The organism is Dehalobacter sp. CP (genome assembly GCF_047652685.1).
Classification (GTDB): Bacteria; Bacillota; Desulfitobacteriia; order Desulfitobacteriales; family Syntrophobotulaceae; genus Dehalobacter.
Window position 1 is genome coordinate 2,250,215 of the sequence record NZ_CP157399.1, and the last position, 18,717, is coordinate 2,268,931.

The following is an 18,717-nucleotide window of genomic DNA, read 5'->3' on the forward strand; positions in this document are numbered from 1 at the left end:
TTTCTAATATTCAAGAACTTCATTAATCATATTTTTTAGTTTTTCTAGGTTATAAACATAAATTGCATCCTTGGTTTTTCTCAATACTTTCTGCTTTTCAAGGATCGTCAATAATTTGCTAACCGTGACATAATGGGTGCCGGTGATTTCGCCGATCGCTTTTTGTGTCAGATTTGAATGAATGATGTAATAGTCTTCAATTTGTTTTCCATCATGAAGACATAGGTTATACAGGAAGCGAAACACCCTACTCGCGGGACGGGAAAAATTTAAATCTCTTGATTGTGTCATAAAATAATATACTTTTGAACTAAGATTTTGAATGATATCGACAATCAGTTGTTCATCTTCGTGACATATTTTCAAAACCTCTTCAATGGTAAAAAAACAAATAACACTGTCTTTGACCGCAACGATCTGTAGTTCATGATTCTCACTTAAAAAGGTTGTCATCCCAATGGATTGCTCGCCGATCTGGAACAAAAATTTATTATGACCATCATCAGTCCCCATGCTTACGGCAAGACATCCCGACTGCACATACATTACATTATTGGTTTCACTGCCCTGAGAAAGTACGACGCTTCCTTTGTAAAATGGACGCGTACATCCGAGATGTACATATTTTTCCAATCTTTCAACACGATTAAACGATTCAGGAATGATTGTTCCTGGAATCTGTCTTTTTGTGCTATCATCCATCGATTTTCCCTCCCCTAACAGCAGATGAGTCAGATCGTCAAGCGATTTATCGTATGAACCAATTTGGATAACAATTTAAAAAAATTTGCAAATGCTAAAATTAATTTTACATGACCTATGATAACATTAAATCATTAATATATACATTTACAATAATTTTTAGCCTAATTTAAGGAATAGCATCCGTTTTTTGAACACCTTTAAGCGGCAAGAGAAAAACTCCGCCGCTTAAAGATATGCCTGGTATATGCCTGATGAAAAACTGAACAGCTTAATGCTTGGTAGCTAATACATCATATCTTTCAGGCCACTCCAGCCACCATTTATATTTCTCGATCTCTTCTGTGCCATAGCCAAACATATCGTCGATTTGTTTAAGCAATCTGGATGAGCTCTGGCCATGGCTGCCGATCCAAGTACCTGCTTCGTGGAACCAGGATTGTTCCTTAGAGTCCCAAGGACATACCTTCATACACCTGCCGCAGGAAGAGCCTTCTTTGTTTGTTGCCCGGAATATTGTGCATTTTTTAGAATCACTGTTCCAACGCAAGTAACCATTAAATTCTACTGGGTCCTTATCCTTTGTAATTGCACCGGAAGGGCAATTATCTGCGCATTTGCCACAGACACTGCAAAAATCAAGCATGCCGAAATCAATCGGTTTGTCAGGGAGAAGGGGCAAATCGGTGGTCACAGCTGCTACTTTGTGGCGGAATCCAAGACGCGGATGTGCAGTGCAGTCACCTGTTCTCGTTAATTCACCCAGTCCTGCAGCTATAATGCAGGGACCCATAACCGCTTCGTAGTTGGTGAAATGCTGTGCTCTGGCATTATAACCCAGGTTACGAATATAACTGGCTAAAATACAGGAAATAACACCAGTTGAATGATATGAACGCATGGATTGGGCAGCGCTAATACCATCATATCCGGTCGAAGCCAGCATTGTTTCCAAATGCTGGTCAACCATGACGACAATAACATAGGGTAGATTCTCCGTGACCGGTGTCGATTTAGATAGATCATCCCTAAGCAAATCTTCCAGACTAGGCGTTTTATAGGTATAATAAGCATACGGGGGCATCTTGCCGATTCCTACTTCATCCGCCCGCAAAAAATAGGCGCAATCCTTAATGTGTTGGGACATTTGTTCGGGATCTGGAATCGGTAACTTTTCAGGGGCCGGCTGTCCGCTCACCATGGGTTCAGGAGCAAGATTGACGGCGAACCCGGCAATAGCTGCGTTAAACGGATGCTTAAAGACGAATTGATAGTTGTACGACGTTGTTTGAGCTTCTGCTGTAAGTTTACCACGCATCGCATAAAAGAATCCCGAGTCTGCTTCATGGCTCTTTTTAATAGGACCAACTAGCTTTGAAGTTCCAAGCCATTGGTCGTTATGCTCGACAAATCGGACACTGGCACCGCCATAATCCATATTGGGATGTAGCTTGGATTTGGCTCCGTTCTGGGGGCCTGTCTGGCTTGCCATAGCTTCAGCTGCTTCTGCCGGCAAAACTCCGATTGCGCCAACAATCCCTGCTGCCAGCGCAGAAGCAGCCCCTGCCTTCAGAAACTTGCGGCGGTCCATCTTAAACCGCTGATTCTGTTGGCTTCCTTCTTGTTCTGAAGATCTAAACATCTTTTTTTCACCTCTTTACGCCTTTGCGCTTGAATTGATATTTTCGCGTTTTTTTCCTAAGAATCCTAAAAGTCTGGCTAATACGATGGCTAGAACGATCGATAATCCGATAAACAGAAAGATTGCTGTACTTGTGGCCTTCACGTGTCCTACGATTGAGTTAATATAAATGAATGAAACCCCTATTGCTGTGATCGAATACCACAAGACGTATAATACCCAGTTAAGAACAGTTTTCCATCTCAGCTCCTGCTTAGCTCGCGGCTTTATAAAAATAATTCCGGCTAAGAACAGAATTCCGGCTAGAAATACCAAGAATGTTCCCATTTTTTTCACCTCCCCCTACGCAAAATACTTTTTGGAAACGCGGTTCAGTCTATCGTAACCTTACCGATTTCCAAGGTGCTATCTGAGTCAATCATACCAGGTTGGTGAAAAATATTAATTTAGTATGTATTAACAGCGGCTAATATTTCGTCAGATTAACGAATATTAACCGCTGTTTTGTTAGAAGCCATTCACACTGTAGACAAAATCTTTTTAGAAAGTACATTTTAATGGCATAATAAAAATCTATTGCAGCGTACCCCGGGGTAAGCCGCAATAGATTTTAAAAGCGATGAGTATAAAATCTCACCGCTTTTAAAATTACTAATTATATTGATTGTTACTGTCTTAGTGCTTGAGTGCCGATACATCATACCGTTCCGGCCATTCCAACCACCATTTATATCTTTCAATCTGTTCTTCGCCATAGCCAAACATATCATCAATTTTCTTAAGAAGACTGGCAGAAGCTTCTCCTTTGCTGCCAATCCAAGTGCCTGCAGTATGGAACCAGGATTTTTCCTTGGAATTCCAGGGGCATACCTTCATACACCTGCCGCAGGAAGAACCTTCTTTATTCGTTACACGGAATTCCGTGCATTTTTTAAAATCACTGTTCCAGCGCATATATCCGTTGTATTCAACCAAATCCCGGTCTTGGGTAATGGCACCTGACGGGCAATTATCCGCGCATTTTGCACAGACGCGGCAGAAATCAAGCAAACCAAAATCAATCGGTTTATCCGGAACCAAAGGTAAGTCTGTGGTCACAGCCGCAACTTTGTGGCGGAATCCTAACCGGGGATGAACCGTACAGTCACCTGTCCTGGATAGTTCACCCATCCCTGCAGCCATGATAAGAGGAGGCATGACTGAAGCATAGTTGGTGAAGTGATGAGCCCTAGCGTTATAGCCCAGGCCACGAATATAATTGGCCAGAATAACCGCAACTACGCCGGTCGTATGGTAAGAACGCATGGACTGGGAAGCACTGATGCCGTCATAGCCCGTAGAAGCCAGCATGGTCTCTAAATGCTGGTCAATCATAACCACAATAACATAAGGGAGACGTTCCGTCACAGGAATTGACTTTGACAGGTCGTCTTTCAGCAGATCATCCTGACTGGGAGCCTTATGGGTATAATAAGCATACTCCGGCATTTTGCCGATTCCCACTTCGTCAGCGCGCAAAAAATAGGCAGCATCTTTAATATGCTGTGACATTTGTTCCGGGTCGGGAATCGGAAGTTTCTGCGGAGACGGTTGTCCGCTCACCATTTGAGGGGCCATAAGCGACATTGCAAACTGGGCAATGGCAGCACCAAATGGATGTTTCATGACAAACTTATAATGATAAAATCCTTGCTGCGCCTCCGGAGAATATTTTCCACGATTGGCCATATAAAAGCCCTGTTCCGCTTCGTGATACGGTTTGATCGTGCCTACAATTTTGGTTGTCCCCAGCCACTGGTCATTATGCTCAACAAAACTGACACTTGAGCCGCCATAATCTACAACAGGATGAAGTTTGGATTTGGCTCCGGTTTGGGGACCGGCTGTGTTCTTCACAGCTTCAGCGGCTTCAGCCGGCAAAACGTTCATCGCACCGACCATTCCGGCGGTAAGAGCTGAAGCAACCCCGGCTTTCAGAAACTTGCGGCGGTCCATCTGGAACCCCTTTTTACTATCTTCGTGATCCGAAGATCTAAACATTGCATTTCACCTCTATGCTTCTATATTTGTATTTTGCTGATTGCGTTTTTTTCCGATAAAACCTAAGAATCTTGCCAGCACAATTGCCAGAACAATCGATAAACCTAAGAAAAGGAAAATGGCAGTACTCGTTGCTTTTACATGTCCGACGCTTGAATTAATATAGATGAAAGAAATCCCGGTGCCAGTAATTGCAAACCATAAAACGTACAAAACCCAATTAACAATTGTTTTCCATTTTACATCTTGCATAGCCCGTGGTTTGATAAATATGATGCCGCCTAAAAATAAAATACCCGCCAGAAATACCAAAAATGTTCCCATGTTCTTTTCACCTCCTCTGTTTCCAAAACACTTCTCCTGGAATCCGATACAACCTATGTTATACCGTTTTCAAATGAAGCTTTATGGAGTAATCTTAGCATGATATAAAAAAACCAACGTTATCATTGCTAATATTTTATTTTAATTTTTCTTTTCTTCATTATTTCTGAATCGAAATACAATTTAGGACATAAAAATGCGGCGCACTTAGACGGTGCGCCGCATGAAATTGTACATTAGGTTTTTGACTACATTAGGCGTTTTGACTGTACCTTTAGCTTGGCATCTTGATTTTATAGAGCTCAGGCCACTCAAGCCACCATTTATAATCTTCAATAATTTCAGTTCCGTAGCCAAACATATCATCGATGCCTTTAAGAAATTTTGCAGCACCTTGCCCTTTGCTGCCAATCCAGATGCCTGCTTCGTGGAACCAGGAATCCTCTTTGGAATTCCAGGGACACACTTTAATACATCTGCCGCAGTTGACGCCTTCTTCATTACTGGCCCTGAAAGCTGTACATATTTTTGCATCCGTATTCCAACGCAGATAGCCGTTATGTTCCACTGGATCTACGTCGAAGGTGATCGCTTTAGAAGGACATTCATCTGCACATTTTTTGCAAACCCTGCAGAAATCCAACATCCCAAAATCAATCGGCTTATCCGGGGCTAACGGTAAATCGGTGGTCACAGCTGCTACTTTCGTGCGGAATCCAAATCTTGGATGAGCAACACAGTCTCCCGTGCGGGTAAGTTCACCCATTCCGGCAGCAATCAGGCACGGACCCATTACGGCTTCATAGTTGCCAAAATGTTGGGCTCTCGCATTATAGCCTAAATTCCGAATGTATTGCGCCATAATGACAGAAATATTGGCTGTAGCATGATAGCAACGGAACGATTGCGATACGGAGATTCCATCATATCCGGTCGTTGCCAAGTAGGTTTCCAAATGCTGCTCTACCGCAACAACAATAACATTTGGCAGGTTACCCGTCACAGGAGCTTTTGAGATCGGGGCATCAGGGGGAACTGCGCCCGAAGCATACGCTCCTTGCGGTGGTGCCATTGTACTTGCATAATAAGCATAGGAAGGCATTTTGCCAATCCCTACTTCGTCAGCTCTCAGATAATAAGCAAGGTCTTTGATATGCTGAGACATTTGTTCCGGATCCGGAATCGGCAGTTTCTCAGGGCTGAGGGGTCCATCCACCATATTATCCCCGCTGATTGCCCCAAGAGGGTTTAAGAACCCGGTTCCCAGTGGATATCTTGGGGCTTGCTGGAAGTACCCATATCTTGCTTTTTCACCCAAAATACCTCTGATGGCCAGGCAGAATCCGCCGTCCTGTTCATCGGTCCTTTGAACAGGCCCGAGAAGCTTGCTGGTCCCAAGCCACTGGTCGTTATGCTCCACAAAACTGACCGAGGCTCCTCCGTAACTCATCTTCGGCTTTAATTTTGACCATTTACCCTTGCCTGCTGCCTCATAACCCAACGTATTAACAGTTGCGTTCGCCATCTTTGATGGAGCCGCAATTGCACCCATAACACCCATAGCGGCAACTGCTGCCCCGGTTCTCAGAAAACCGCGGCGGCTTACCGAAAATTGCTGCTTGGATTCTTTCTCTTTATTTCCTGAAATTTCGGACATTAACTTTCCTCCTCTAAGCCTGTAATGACTCGGCCTTTTTCTTTGTACCGATAAATCCTAAGATACGGGCTAAAACTACAGCCAAAATCAGCGAAATCCCCCCAAACAGGAAGATAGCCGTGCTTGATGCTTTGACATGCCCTACACTGGCATTGATGTAAACAAAGGAAACTCCCATACAAGCGATAACAAAGAAAATTACATATAAGGTCCAAATAATCACGGTCTTCCAAGTCTTATCCTGCTTCGCACGCGGTTTGATAAAAAGGACACCGGCCAAGAAAAGAATCCCTGCCAAAAAGATTAAAAATGTACTCATTATTCTTTTCACCTCCTTACCCTAATTTCTTTTAGAAGTTACATCTCCATAATTTATTTTAAGCATAATTTAAATTTAAAGTTTTAGTCTCACATAAAAGTATTATTTATTAGGCAAAAAATTTTATATTTTTATTTTAACTGGTTTCAAATTAACACCCATTAACTTTTTTATGTGTATTTTGTATTATACTAATTGATAAAAAGAATCAAATGGGAAATTTGTATCAAAGTTCCATCCACTCATTAACTAATTCTTTAAGCCGTTCCAAGTCAATAACCATGATCTTATTTGTTGTTTTATACAAAATGTTTTCTTTTTTTAGAAATCCGAATATTTTGCTTATAGTCACAAAGTGTACACCTGTTATTTCAGAAATAGCCTTTTGAGATAGTTTAATGTCTATTTGATAGACATTATCCACCGACTTCCCTTGGGTAAGACAAAGCTCGTAAAGTAAGCGCAAGACCCGGACAGATGGATTATAAAGCACCATCTCCTTGGCTTCCCGCATAAAATAGCCACATTTTGATGAATAGTTTGTGATGAAATCAAAAAGCACTTCTTTGTCCTGCTGGAAGATTTCAAAAAGTTCTTCTTTAGAGAAAAAACAGACTGTGCTATTTTCTTCTGCAATAACATGAACATAACAATCGTCAAATGGAAATAATCTATCGGCATAGGTATGAGGATCAGCATAGTACATTAATTTTTGCCTTCCGTCTTCATTTAGAAAGTTTATGCTCAATCTTCCTGAAAGCACATAAACGATCTTGTATATTAATTCTCCAGGCAAAACAACGGATTGTCCTTTGGAATAATTTCGAACAACTCCCATATGAATGTAATTTTGCAGCTTTTTGATGGGATAAAAATTATTCGGTAAGATGTAATAACTATTTGTTTTTTCCATACTTACATTCTCCCCTTGAATTTTTACTGACAACTTTCTCACAGGTAAAAATACTTAGTTTACAAAAAGATACTTATCTTCTTATACTTTTTATTCCCTACATCACTTCCTTACCTTACAGAAGATGGTGAGAAAAGGCAGAAGACCATCTTTGATTTGCTTTGCAGTTCAAACAATTCACAAAGCTTGGTTATAATATTATATTTTTTTTCTATATATTTTTTTAGTAGAAACTAAATGGCCTGGATTTATTTAGCATGTGCTAAATGGCCTGCCATTATAACATGATAGACTTCTATGTGATAACCACTCGATAAGAGTGGTTATTTATTATTTCCGTTCATTATTTCTTATATTTTTATTTTTCCAAAGGGAGGATTTATTATGGAAAATGCAAATCAAGAAAACCCTTATAATCCTGAGGCCGGTAATGGAGCTGATATTCTGGAATGTCTCAATAGAGCACTCCCTTACTTTCACAAAATGATACCTCTGGATAACATGATTGCCCTCTCTGATACCGAAAAGTATCTTAACAGTGTCGAAAGTGAAAAAACAAGGATGCCTTTCAACGTCATAGGAATGCCGCTTCCTCCGGGTGATGCCCTTGCTGAAGCGGTACGCACTGGTCAGCATACTGTTATGACAGTCCCTGCGGAAGTATTTGGTTTTTCCTTTAAAGGCTTTTCCTTTCCGGTCAAAGATGATAACGGTAAAATAATCGGAGGCATCGGCCTGGCCTTTAATCTGGAAACCCAGAATTTACTTACCGACACAGCACAATCTTTGTCCGCCTCTTCACAAGAGGTCACAGCAACAACCGAGGAATTGTCTGCCGCTGCCATGAAACTGGCCCAGGAATTGGAAGGAATAAAATCCAGGGGCGAAAGAGTTTTGGAAGAAATCAAAAAAACCGATGAGATCCTCAAGTTTATTAATGATCTAGCAGCCAACTCCAACCTCTTAGGCATTAATGCCGCTATTGAAGCTGCCCGGGCAGGCGAACAAGGACGCGGATTTGCCGTTGTCGCGGAAGAAATAAGGAAGATGGCTACCAACAGTGCTTCTTCAATCAAAGATATAAAAGAAATTGTTTCTTCTATTAAAGACGAATCCACTAAGTTAATTAGTCAAGTAATTCAGGCCTCCGGATTAGGCGAAAGCCAAGCTGCTGCTTCTGAGCAAATCACAGCGTCCATGTCCGAATTGGCATTATCCGCTGAAAATATCATGAAAGTAGCCCAGATACTTTAACTTAATACGAATACCGAAATTTGACTTTATTAAATCTAAGATAAAAATGCAAACAGATTTAACTACATCGAGAATAAAGCAGTAGACCCAGCTACTGCTTTATTTTCATCTCCAGAACAGGTACCTTCATATTATTTTATCCGTTAATCCAAACAAAACTTAGTAGTCTGGACTACACAACAACATTTTCTCCTCCTGCGGCAATTTGCTGCAGTCACTTAGGCCATGATGTATTTACATGAGAGACATGAATACAGTGAAACCGATTAGCAACCCTGCTTTAGCTTCCTCAGAAGGAAGAAAGTCCAACATGGACTTTAAGGCCTCATGCCCATCTGGATATTTTGTGTAATCAATTTTTTCTCCCATTATCTATTCCTCCTTATTTGTATAAAATAATTATTATTTGTAATTCCTGACAAATTCACTGACAGCTAATAAATTTTCCCTGTTGCAATCCTGCGGTACTGTTGTAAACTTGTTTGTGCTGAGAATAAGACCCCCATCTGTCCCAACTTCATCAATAACCTTTTTTACATAATCAATACATTGCTGCTTTGTTCCCTTGCTAATTAAATCCAGAGGTATTCCACCCCATAAGCATAAGTTCGGGAATCTCTTTCTGGCTTCGAATATGTCATCCGATTCAACGTAGAAACAAAAATGTCCTTTGGGAAGTTCCTGCAAGTATTCCGTTATATGCTTTGTTGTTCCTTCACTAAGTATAAACATTGTATTGCCGGTTTCGACGACCTTATCCACAATTTCTTTAAAGTATCGCCAGTAATAAGTCCCAAACTGTTTGGGGTTAACCATATTCTGGCTTAATAAGATGGCGAATGCTGTAAAAACTCGTTGGGGAATCCACCTTTTTGATTTTATTGATCTCATTTTTGACAAAAAACTCATGATACGTATCGCAAAATGCCTTTACTTTTTCGGGGTGAACCCTAAGGTCTCTGGAAAGTCCCTTCATACCCCTTAAGAAATTATATAAACATTCAAAAGCAGGGTATATTCTTGCGCCATTTTGCACATCTAAGATGGGCGGGACTCCGCACTCATCAATAAGCCTTATCGTTGTTTTCTCCATGGCTTGGGCGTATTCCAAAAATTTGCCCAGAGTATTCTGCAAAGTCTCTAGCGGCATATCCTTCGTAAATAAAGAATACTTTCTCGGCATGATGTCTTCCCACAAGGTCTTAACAGGATTATTAATAAACTTGTCATAATCCTCTTCTAGGAAAAAGCATTGTTCTTTTAACATCATCGTGTTATTTTCGTCATTGATGAGATATTCATAATTACCCAGACTTCTTGTCATTTGCAATGGGTTTCTGTCTCCGATGTCCAATAGCAAGTCAAATTGATACCTTTTTTGAAAGTTAATAACTGCATCTTCTACACCCTGCGTACTTAACAAAGCCTCACTCAATTTCATACCTAAGTCATGATAACGCCACAGACAGTCATTGGTAACAAAGGGTACTCTGGATGGGCGTTTTTTCATGCGTACGGCATCATCAAATATCTGAATCCTTTCGTTAAACAGTTGTTTGCTGTCCATAATCTCACCTTTCTTCACATGATTATTTTTTTTAATTCACCTGCCGTTTGTAATAAACAATATTTTAGCCTTAATTTACCCATTTTTGACATATTGTTACGCCTTCTGCAGCATTCGTGGTAAATGCATCTGCACCAATCTGTTTGCAAGCTTCCGCCGTAACAGGATTCCCGCCAATGATCACCTTCACTTGCTCCCGTAACCCCGCATCCTTAATAGCTGCTGCGGTACTTTTCATAGAATCCAAAGCAATGGTCAAAACGCCGCTCATACCTACTATTTGAGGCTTTGTCTCTTTTACTTTTTCTACAATAGTATTGGCAGATACGTCGATCCCGAGGTCAATGACTTCGAAGCCGGCTGCCTCCGACATGCTCTTGAAAATATTTTTGCCGATATCGTGCAAGTCACCTTGAACCGTAGCGAGGAGAATTCTTCCGACTTTTTCAGTATTTTCTCCACCCAGAAAGGGCTTAAGCGTTTCAATTGCAGCTGTAAGCAATTCCCCGGCGAAAATCAGATCGCCAACAAAATACTCACCCTTTTCGAAAAGATCTCCAACTATCGCCATTCCCTGTTGGCAAGCATTTAGGACCTTTCCGGCTTCATTGTTACTGGGGTTGGTTGCCACAAATTCATTTAAGATCCCTAGCACCTGTTCTTCATTAAGATCCCCATCGCCTGGGTCAATATCTGGTAATCTCTCATCGCAAAATCTCTCCCTTTCATATTTTTTGATTTTGACCAACCTTTCTAACTATATTTCCAGCCATTTTGTGCTTGTTTCATATAATTTTTTAATTGTTTCAGGTTTATCCTCTCCCGCAAGATTGATATCGATATCGTATCCCTCCTTGGCAAGCATATAAGAAAGGCTGGCATAACTCGGCCGGTATTTTCTTAATTGCTCCTCCTGGATGACAATTTGATTATTCGGATAAACAGGGACTAATAAATCTTTTTCGCAAATACAGTCAAAAGAAGAGATTCGCCAAATACCTTCTCTTTTTTCCACTCTAAAATGCAGCCTTGAATATGACATAAGATCTACCGGAAACCCGTCGAGTTCTCCAAATATATGAATAGTTGCCATCATCTCGACAACTGCCCTGTATTTGTTCAACCAAATCAAGGTGTCATTAATTTTATGCTTCGCATTGGACTGCATTTTCTTGGACGCTTCAATAAATTCATGTCCCGTTCCACTGAACCATGATATATTGACAGAAGAATCAGGATGAAAACATTTTTCCATTTCATCCCATAGTTTCTGATCCCTGCAGTATCGCTCAAACTCAACCAATTCTTTAATATTAAATTTATCAATAATCTCTTCTGCCGTGTTATTACCCATGCTTCTTTCAAACAACCTATACCGCCTAATATAAACATATGTCTTTATGAAAGTTGTACACTCTATTTTCTTACTGAATTAATAAGATCTCAAAGCGATATTACCGATTTTTGTCACCCAGCTGTTATTCAGCTGGCAAAAGAAGAAAGGGATAACGGGACGCCTTTTCTAGAAACACTAAAATATTATTTATACTATACACATTCTCCGAATGATGCCGCTAAAACTTTGTGCGTTCATCGCAATACATTATTTTATAGAATTAATAAAATAAAGCAGCTTACGGGCGTCACTTTGGACAACGCTGATGAACGCTTCCAACTTTATCTTTCAATATTGTTATTGGAGTTTAGTAGTATAAGTCCGGTAAATTTATAAAAAGCGATGACACAAATAAATGTGCATTTTCTAAGTTAAATAAATATTTTCATTTAATTAATTCCTGCTAAACTTTTATTGAATTAATCGTATTATAATATTTAATAGTTGCAATTCACCATTTTTGATGGCGTTGCAATTGTACCCATAACACCCATAGCAGCAACTGCTGCCCCGGTTCTCAGAAAACCGTGGCGGTTTACCAAAAAAATTGCTGCTTGGGTTCTTTTTCTTTAACCCCTTACCCTAATTTATCGAAGATTGCAACTTCGTGGATTTATTTTACGCTTAATATGTACAGGCGCTTTTCGTGTTGTTAATAAAATACGGCGTACCTAAAGGCACACCGTATTTTACCGAATATTATTTCATAATAATTATTCAAATCATATGATCTGATTCTCCATCAGTGATGAATAAAACAAATCATTTTTTTACCGGTGGATATCCGGCCGGCATAGGAAATAGTTCAGGCCACTCCAGCCACCATTTGTATTTCGTGATTTCTTCAGTACCGTATCCAAACATATCGTCGATCTGTTTGAGAAGAGATGCTGATTGTTTTCCTTTGCTTCCGATCCAGACACCGGCCTCATGGAACCAGGAATCTTCTTTAGAGCTCCAAGGACAGACCTTGACGCAGCGTCCGCAACTGAATCCCTCCTGATTGCCTGTACGGAAAGCCGCACATTTCCTAAAATCGCTGTTCCAGCGCAGGTAGCCGTTGTATTTTACGGGTTCTTCATCAAACGAAATTGCTTCACCCGGACAATTCTCTGAGCATTTCCTACAAACCCGGCAAAAATCAAGCATTCCAAAATCGATTGGTTTATCCGGGACAAGCGGGAGATCCGTAGTAACAGCCGCAACCTTATTGCGGAAACCCATACGCGGATGAGCAACGCAGTCACCGGTGCGTGTCAGTTCTCCCATACCGCACGCAATCAGGATCGGTCCCATCACTGAAGCATAATTGGCAAAGTGATGAGCACGGGCCCGGTAACCAAGCGAACGAATATACTGCGCCAGCATAACGGTAATGTTGGCTGTTGCGTGATAGGCACGGTAGGATTGGCTTTTGGCGATGCCGTCATAACCGGTGGAGGCCAACCACGTCTCAAGATGCTGCTCCACAGCGACACAGATAACATACGGCAGCCGCTCCGTAACAGGTATTTCCTCCATGAGAAGATTGGGATCAATTTTGCCGGTAGCATAGTCCCCATGTGTCGGCGAGATTCTATGAGAATAATATGCATAAGCCGGCATTTTGCCGATACCAACTTCGTCAGCCCGCAAGTAATAACATGTGTCTTTGATATGCTTGGACATGATTTCAGGATCAGGTACAGGCAGTTTTTCCGCCCTCGGCGGGGCAGGACCTTCCACGGCTTTGTCTGTACTTAAAAAACTTATGGCAAAACCCAAGCCGGAAGCCATTGGATCGCGTTTGCCCTGGGTCACATAGTTCCAACGCGGTATTTCGCCCAGTTCTCCGCGGATCGCCATGGTAAAACCATTATCGTACTCACTTATATTTTGTACTTCGCCTACAATCTGTGATGTGCCCAACCATTGGTCGTTATGCTCCGCATAACGCACGGAAGCTCCACCGTAATTCATTTTAGGCACGAGTTTGGACCAGTTCCCGCTCGCGGGTGATGCATAATCCAACGAAACCAACGAAGCATTTTCAGCTTTCAGGACATTCGGATTGATTGCACCCATCACTCCTGCCGCTGCCGCCGCCACGCCAGCTTTAAGGAATCCACGTCGACTAAAGTTTATCTTTTTATCTTCCATCTTGAATCTTTACACCTTCTTTACTGAATTTTTACCATTAAGCCTGCATCGTTTGATTGCTCTTCTTTTTGATACCGATATAACCTAATAGACGGGCCAGAACAACAGCCAATACAACAGAGATTCCTCCAAACAAGAAGATTGCTGTACTCGTTGCCTTAACATGTCCGACCGAGGCATTGATGTAGATAAAAGAAATTCCAATCCAGGTTATTGCATACCACACAACGTATAAAGTCCAGTTTAAAATTGTTCTCCACTTCAGTTCATGCTTGGCACGGGTTTTCAAAAAGAGTCCGCCGGCTAAAAATAAAATGCCCGCCAGAAAAATTAAAAATGTACCCATAACTTTCTCACCTCCTTGCCGGTAAAAATAACCTTTATGGATACATTATATTTAAAATTTCAAGCTCAAAGTTTTATCACGACTTTAACATTTTTATTATTTTTTACAAAGAGAACAAATCGTTATCCAAGCTTCTGCCTTGATTACTAAAAATGTGCGTTTCTTGCGTCAGGCGTTTTAATCCTTTCAGATCATGAATGATGATTGTATTCTTATTCTTTTCGATGATATTCTTTTTTTTCAGCCCGCCCAATACCTTCGAGACTGTAACATAATGTGCACCTGTGATTTCTGAGATCCTTTTCAGAGAAAGGTCGATTTGTATTTCAAATGAATCTCCTACGGCAACACCTTTCGTCATACACAGTTTATATAATAACCTTACCACCCTGATCGTGGGATTATATAAATCCATTTCAGCCATTTGCCGCATGTAATAAGAAATTTTAGCATGATAGTTTTTTATAATATCAAAAAAAACTTCCTGATCTTTTTGAAAAATTAGTTCCAACTGCTGTTTTGTAAAATAACAAATCTCTGTTTTCTCGAGCGCAACAATATAATACTGATTATAAGCTTCAAATAATCTGCCCATCATATTGTATTTACCGGCAGTATAAATAAACCTTTCCCTTCCATCATCAACTACCAAATTAACTCTTATTCTACCCGATAGAATATAAATGAGAGCCTTGGGTTCTTCTCCCGGTATAAGGACGGCACTGCCTTTTTTAAAAGTTTTTCTGGTCCCCAATTCAATGTACGCGTATAATCTTTCGACGGGATACAAAGAATCGGGAATAATCATTTCAAATTTGATTTCTTCAATACTGCTCCCGCCATTTTTCCCTTGCATTTTCTTGCGTGTCGTTGAAGGATTCATTTTTACACCCCATTTTTAGGATTGATTAAATATTTTCACTTTCCAAAAAGAGGTCAGAATCATAATAAATGTATAAGTTCTTGTGGCAATTAACAAATTGTTTTGTTTAATAGCTAAAATGATAACAATTCCATAAAAAATAATAAATATTTCTCTAATTATCATTACGTATCTGGTATTCTTTGATTCAGATCTGACTTCATGTTTCCATTTCTCCTTTCTTAATTATTTTATTACAACTATTGAATTTATTTATATCCTGATCCGTTAACAAATTTATGATTGATTGTAGAATCAAATACAACACATAAAACAATAAAACCATAACATGAAACCGAGTACAATCTTGGTGTCTAATCAAATGACATACGGAGGTTTCATCTATGGCTCAAAAAATAATACCACATCCGCACGTCATTTTAAACATCTTTCAACTTATTGAACGCGGTAGTATCATGCACTGATATAAAAGGTTTCTAGAAGTGTTGCATTTAATATTAATTCAAAGGTCAACAAATATATGAGTAAAATTGAAAATGTTCAAACTAATCTTATGTGTTTACTATACAATAGTAAGAAGGATCAATTGTTTAAACCGTGATAACATTTTTTACGGTTTAAAAATCAATACACACCTCAATATTGCCCAATATTTATAAAAAATTTCAATTTTATTTGCATATATTAAAGTTTTAAAACTATATCCCTGTTAAAATGCAGAGTAATGGGACAACTGATAAAACTAACGTAACCATAATAAAAGGAGTATCCTAAGCTACTTAAATTAGTAGTTTAGCAATACTCCATAGTTAATCTGCTCTTTATTAATGTTTATTATTTATTGGCCATCATTAATGCGTCAGAATGCCAGGGCCATAGATTAGTATTTTTGAAGGCCTGGCAGTACTTCAGGGGTAGGCCAAAGTTCCGGCCACTCCAGCCACCACTTGTACTTTTCAACTTGCTCAGTACCGTACCCGAACATATCATCCATGGACTTGAGCAACGTAGATAAAGTTTCTCCAGAACTACCGATCCATACCCCAGCATCATGGAACCAGGATGCCTCTTTCGTGTTCCAGGGACAAACCTTCATACAGCGGCCGCAGGAAGCGCCTTCTTCATTCGTTGTACGGAATATGGTACATTTTTTAAAGTCACTGTTCCAGCGCAGATAACCGTTATACTCAATAGGATCGGCATCCTGGGTAATGGCGCCGGCCGGACAATTGTCCGCACACTTTTTGCATACCTTGCAAAAGTCTTGCAGACCAAAATCAATGGGTTGATCGGGAAGCAGCGGCAAATCCGTCGTAACAGCGGCAACTTTATGACGGAATCCTAAGCGTGGATGAATAGCGCAGTCGCCCGTTCTGGAGAATTCGCCAAGACCGGCGGCAATGACGCAAGGAGTCATAACTGCTTTATAATTGCGGGCGTGATGAGCCCGGGCATTGTAGCCAAGGCTACGAATGTAGTTAGCAAGTGTGACAGCAACGACACCGGTAGCATGGTAACCCCTAAACGATTGCGCAATACTGATTGAATCATACCCTGTAGACGCTAGCATCGTCTCCAGATGTTGGTCAATCGCAACGACGATGACGTAAGGAAGTCTGTCCGTTACCGGCGTAACTGCATTGGCAACATCATTCATTGCCAACGCTTTTGGATTTGTAATCTTATCCGAATACCAAGCATACTCCGGCATACGGCCAATTCCAACTTCATCGGCCCGCAGGTAATAGGCAAAGTCTTTGATGTTTTGAGACATTTGTTCCGGATCAGGAATGCTCAGTTTAACAGGAGATACTTTGCCTTGCACTGCAGCCTCTGTGGCCAAAATCACTAAAGTATCATTCTCAGCAGCTCCTTCTGGAGCCTTTCTAACAAAATACATCCTGCCTCGTTGGGCTTCAGGGCCGTATAAGCCGCGGCCAGCCTGTGAAAATCCTGCTTCCGCTTCACTTATATTTTTGATTTCACCAACGATCTTCGAGGTGCCAAGCCATTCATTATTGTATTGAGCTAATTTGACTTTTGCTGCTCCATATTGTCCACTGGGTTTTAATTTAGATTGTGCTCCATTTCTGGCAGCGCTTGATCCAACAGCAGCCTCAGCAGCAACAGCAGTTTTCGTACCTATTGTGCCCATAATTCCCATCGTTACTGCTGCAGCAGCCCCTGCTTTTAGAAAATTTCTGCGGTTGATTTGCAACTCTTTTTTCTGACCGTTATTCTCCATTTTTTTATCACCCCCCTGTTAAGCTTGTAATGTAGTTTCCTTTTTCTTAGCACCAATGAAACCGAGTAAACGGGCCAGGACAACTGCAAGCACTACCGATATCCCCAGGAACAGGAATATTGCCGTGCTTGTTGCTTTGACATGCCCGACTGAGGCATTGATGAAAATAAAGGAAATCCCGATCCAGGTTATCCCATACCATACAACATACAGGCTCCAGTTAAGGATCGTTTTCCACCTCAGCTCCTTTTGGGCGCGAGGCTTAATAAAAAGAATACCGGCAAGAAATAACAGACCCGCTAAAAAGACTAAAAATGTACCCATAGCTTTTTCACCTCCCCTTTTCCAAGTGGAAATTAAATCGTTACAGGTACATTGTATTAAATCAGTATCGCTCAATTTATGTCGTGGATTAAATCTATATCCTTTTTAAGATATTTTTTTAAATTTATCATCATCGTTATCATGAAACAGGATTACTTTCATGACCGGTAAAAATATGCGTTTCATGTGTCAACATTTTAAGTTTTTCCATATCATAAACAAATATTTTCTCCCTCTTTTTTTCCAAAATATGATGTCTTTTTAAGTAACCTAATGCTTTGGAGACGGTTACATAGTGGGCCCCGGTAATTTCTGAAATACTCGTTAAAGATAAGTCATTATTTACTTCACAATAATTAGCCTCTGCTGTACCTTTCGAATTACAAAGTTCATACAGCAGCCGTATGACTCGAACTGCCGGATTAAAATAATCCATCTCGGCGACTTGCCTCATGTAATAAGATGTTTTAGAAAGATAGTTTCTTATCACATCGAAAATAATTTGTTGGTCCTCACGGAAAATTCTTGCAAGCTGCTCTTCATTTAATAAGCAGACCTTGCTATCTTCCATCGCAATAATATGAAGATTATGATATGTTTCAAATAACCTCCCTACAAAAGTATGCATGCCGGCAAAATACATTAATCTTTCCCGGTCATCATCAAAAACCAAGTCAACTCTTATCTTACCGCTTAATACATAAATGATTGCATGTGGCTCTTCTCCCGGAAAAACCACGGTACTGCCCTTGGCAAAAGATTTTACTGTTCCCAAGTGGACATAGTCCTGTAATTTTGGAACAGGATAAAAGGTATCGGGTACAATTGCTCCACACTTTCCGAAGTTTTCCATCCCCTTCTTTTCCCCCTTATCAACTTTCTTTACCAGAGATTAATATTCAATTTTCCCCATATTTCATCCCTCCATTCTCTAAAAATCTTTAATTTGTTTACATACATTAAGAT

20 protein-coding genes and 1 pseudogene are annotated in these 18,717 nt (G+C 40.4%); 2 read left to right on the forward strand and 19 right to left on the reverse strand.

All coding sequences use genetic code 11. The features are described from left to right. Positions 1–3: 3 nt before the first annotated feature. From AAH944_RS11120 to AAH944_RS11155, 8 genes are all read right to left on the reverse strand, one after another. Positions 4–702 (reverse strand): Crp/Fnr family transcriptional regulator, encoded by a 699-nt coding sequence (locus AAH944_RS11120; protein WP_415534949.1) that lies wholly within the window; start codon positions 700–702, stop codon positions 4–6. 271 nt (positions 703–973) lie between these two features. Further along, positions 974–2,344, reverse strand: coding sequence for a reductive dehalogenase (locus AAH944_RS11125; protein WP_415534950.1), 1,371 nt, complete (start codon positions 2,342–2,344; stop codon positions 974–976). 15 nt (positions 2,345–2,359) lie between these two features. Beyond that, positions 2,360–2,671 (reverse strand): dehalogenase, encoded by a 312-nt coding sequence (locus AAH944_RS11130; RefSeq protein ID WP_415534951.1) that lies wholly within the window; start codon positions 2,669–2,671, stop codon positions 2,360–2,362. A gap of 348 nt (positions 2,672–3,019) precedes the next feature. Further along, complete coding sequence (locus AAH944_RS11135; protein ID WP_415534952.1) at positions 3,020–4,384, reverse strand: reductive dehalogenase; 1,365 nt, start codon at positions 4,382–4,384, stop codon at positions 3,020–3,022. A gap of 12 nt (positions 4,385–4,396) precedes the next feature. Continuing rightward, on the reverse strand, positions 4,397–4,708 hold the full coding sequence (locus AAH944_RS11140; RefSeq protein ID WP_415534953.1) for a dehalogenase: 312 nt from the start codon (positions 4,706–4,708) through the stop codon (positions 4,397–4,399). Positions 4,709–4,982: 274 nt separating this feature from the next. After that, positions 4,983–6,365: a reductive dehalogenase gene (locus AAH944_RS11145; protein WP_415534954.1), complete on the reverse strand. Its 1,383-nt coding sequence runs from the start codon at positions 6,363–6,365 to the stop codon at positions 4,983–4,985. Positions 6,366–6,378: 13 nt separating this feature from the next. Then, positions 6,379–6,684, reverse strand: coding sequence for a dehalogenase (locus tag AAH944_RS11150; RefSeq protein ID WP_415534955.1), 306 nt, complete (start codon positions 6,682–6,684; stop codon positions 6,379–6,381). A 226-nt stretch (positions 6,685–6,910) separates the two neighbouring features. Beyond that, the gene (locus AAH944_RS11155; RefSeq protein ID WP_415534956.1) at positions 6,911–7,597 is read right to left on the reverse strand and encodes a Crp/Fnr family transcriptional regulator; all 687 of its coding nucleotides are present in this window, start codon (positions 7,595–7,597) and stop codon (positions 6,911–6,913) included. 384 nt (positions 7,598–7,981) lie between these two features. Between AAH944_RS11155 and AAH944_RS11160 the strand changes: the two genes are divergently transcribed. Next, a complete protein-coding gene (locus AAH944_RS11160) occupies positions 7,982–8,851 on the forward strand; it encodes a methyl-accepting chemotaxis protein (RefSeq protein ID WP_415534957.1) in 870 nt (289 codons plus the stop codon). Positions 8,852–9,085: 234 nt separating this feature from the next. Here the strand turns inward: AAH944_RS11160 and AAH944_RS11165 are convergent, their stop codons facing one another. The 5 genes and pseudogenes from AAH944_RS11165 to AAH944_RS11185 form a co-directional block, all read right to left on the reverse strand. Next, the gene (locus tag AAH944_RS11165; protein WP_415534958.1) at positions 9,086–9,220 is read right to left on the reverse strand and encodes a hypothetical protein; all 135 of its coding nucleotides are present in this window, start codon (positions 9,218–9,220) and stop codon (positions 9,086–9,088) included. A gap of 33 nt (positions 9,221–9,253) precedes the next feature. Continuing rightward, entirely contained in the window at positions 9,254–9,667 is a 414-nt protein-coding gene (locus tag AAH944_RS11170; protein WP_415534959.1) for a uroporphyrinogen decarboxylase family protein, read from the reverse strand. Then, the gene (locus AAH944_RS11175) at positions 9,660–10,418 is read right to left on the reverse strand and encodes a hypothetical protein (RefSeq protein WP_415534960.1); all 759 of its coding nucleotides are present in this window, start codon (positions 10,416–10,418) and stop codon (positions 9,660–9,662) included. The genes AAH944_RS11170 and AAH944_RS11175 overlap by 8 nt, the downstream gene beginning before the upstream one ends. A gap of 70 nt (positions 10,419–10,488) precedes the next feature. Continuing rightward, a pseudogene (locus tag AAH944_RS11180) lies at positions 10,489–11,126 on the reverse strand (B12-binding domain-containing protein). Between the two features lie 49 nt (positions 11,127–11,175). Beyond that, positions 11,176–11,787: a nuclear transport factor 2 family protein gene (locus AAH944_RS11185; protein ID WP_415534961.1), complete on the reverse strand. Its 612-nt coding sequence runs from the start codon at positions 11,785–11,787 to the stop codon at positions 11,176–11,178. Positions 11,788–11,904: 117 nt separating this feature from the next. Between AAH944_RS11185 and AAH944_RS11190 the strand changes: the two genes are divergently transcribed. Beyond that, a complete protein-coding gene (locus tag AAH944_RS11190) occupies positions 11,905–12,150 on the forward strand; it encodes a helix-turn-helix domain-containing protein (RefSeq protein ID WP_415537861.1) in 246 nt (81 codons plus the stop codon). A gap of 426 nt (positions 12,151–12,576) precedes the next feature. Here the strand turns inward: AAH944_RS11190 and AAH944_RS11195 are convergent, their stop codons facing one another. The 6 genes from AAH944_RS11195 to AAH944_RS11220 all read right to left on the reverse strand — a co-directional run bounded on the left by AAH944_RS11195 (position 12,577) and on the right by AAH944_RS11220 (position 18,604). After that, positions 12,577–13,953: a reductive dehalogenase gene (locus AAH944_RS11195; protein ID WP_415534962.1), complete on the reverse strand. Its 1,377-nt coding sequence runs from the start codon at positions 13,951–13,953 to the stop codon at positions 12,577–12,579. Positions 13,954–13,990: 37 nt separating this feature from the next. Next, positions 13,991–14,299: a dehalogenase gene (locus AAH944_RS11200; protein ID WP_415534963.1), complete on the reverse strand. Its 309-nt coding sequence runs from the start codon at positions 14,297–14,299 to the stop codon at positions 13,991–13,993. A gap of 103 nt (positions 14,300–14,402) precedes the next feature. Beyond that, positions 14,403–15,182: a Crp/Fnr family transcriptional regulator gene (locus AAH944_RS11205; RefSeq protein ID WP_415534964.1), complete on the reverse strand. Its 780-nt coding sequence runs from the start codon at positions 15,180–15,182 to the stop codon at positions 14,403–14,405. A gap of 880 nt (positions 15,183–16,062) precedes the next feature. After that, positions 16,063–17,427 carry a reductive dehalogenase gene (locus tag AAH944_RS11210; RefSeq protein WP_415534965.1) on the reverse strand — a complete coding sequence of 455 codons (1,365 nt, stop codon included), beginning with the start codon at positions 17,425–17,427 and terminating at the stop codon, positions 16,063–16,065. An 18-nt stretch (positions 17,428–17,445) separates the two neighbouring features. Continuing rightward, positions 17,446–17,751 carry a hypothetical protein gene (locus AAH944_RS11215; RefSeq protein WP_020492123.1) on the reverse strand — a complete coding sequence of 102 codons (306 nt, stop codon included), beginning with the start codon at positions 17,749–17,751 and terminating at the stop codon, positions 17,446–17,448. 139 nt (positions 17,752–17,890) lie between these two features. Then, positions 17,891–18,604: a Crp/Fnr family transcriptional regulator gene (locus tag AAH944_RS11220; protein WP_415534966.1), complete on the reverse strand. Its 714-nt coding sequence runs from the start codon at positions 18,602–18,604 to the stop codon at positions 17,891–17,893. Positions 18,605–18,717 lie beyond the last annotated feature (113 nt).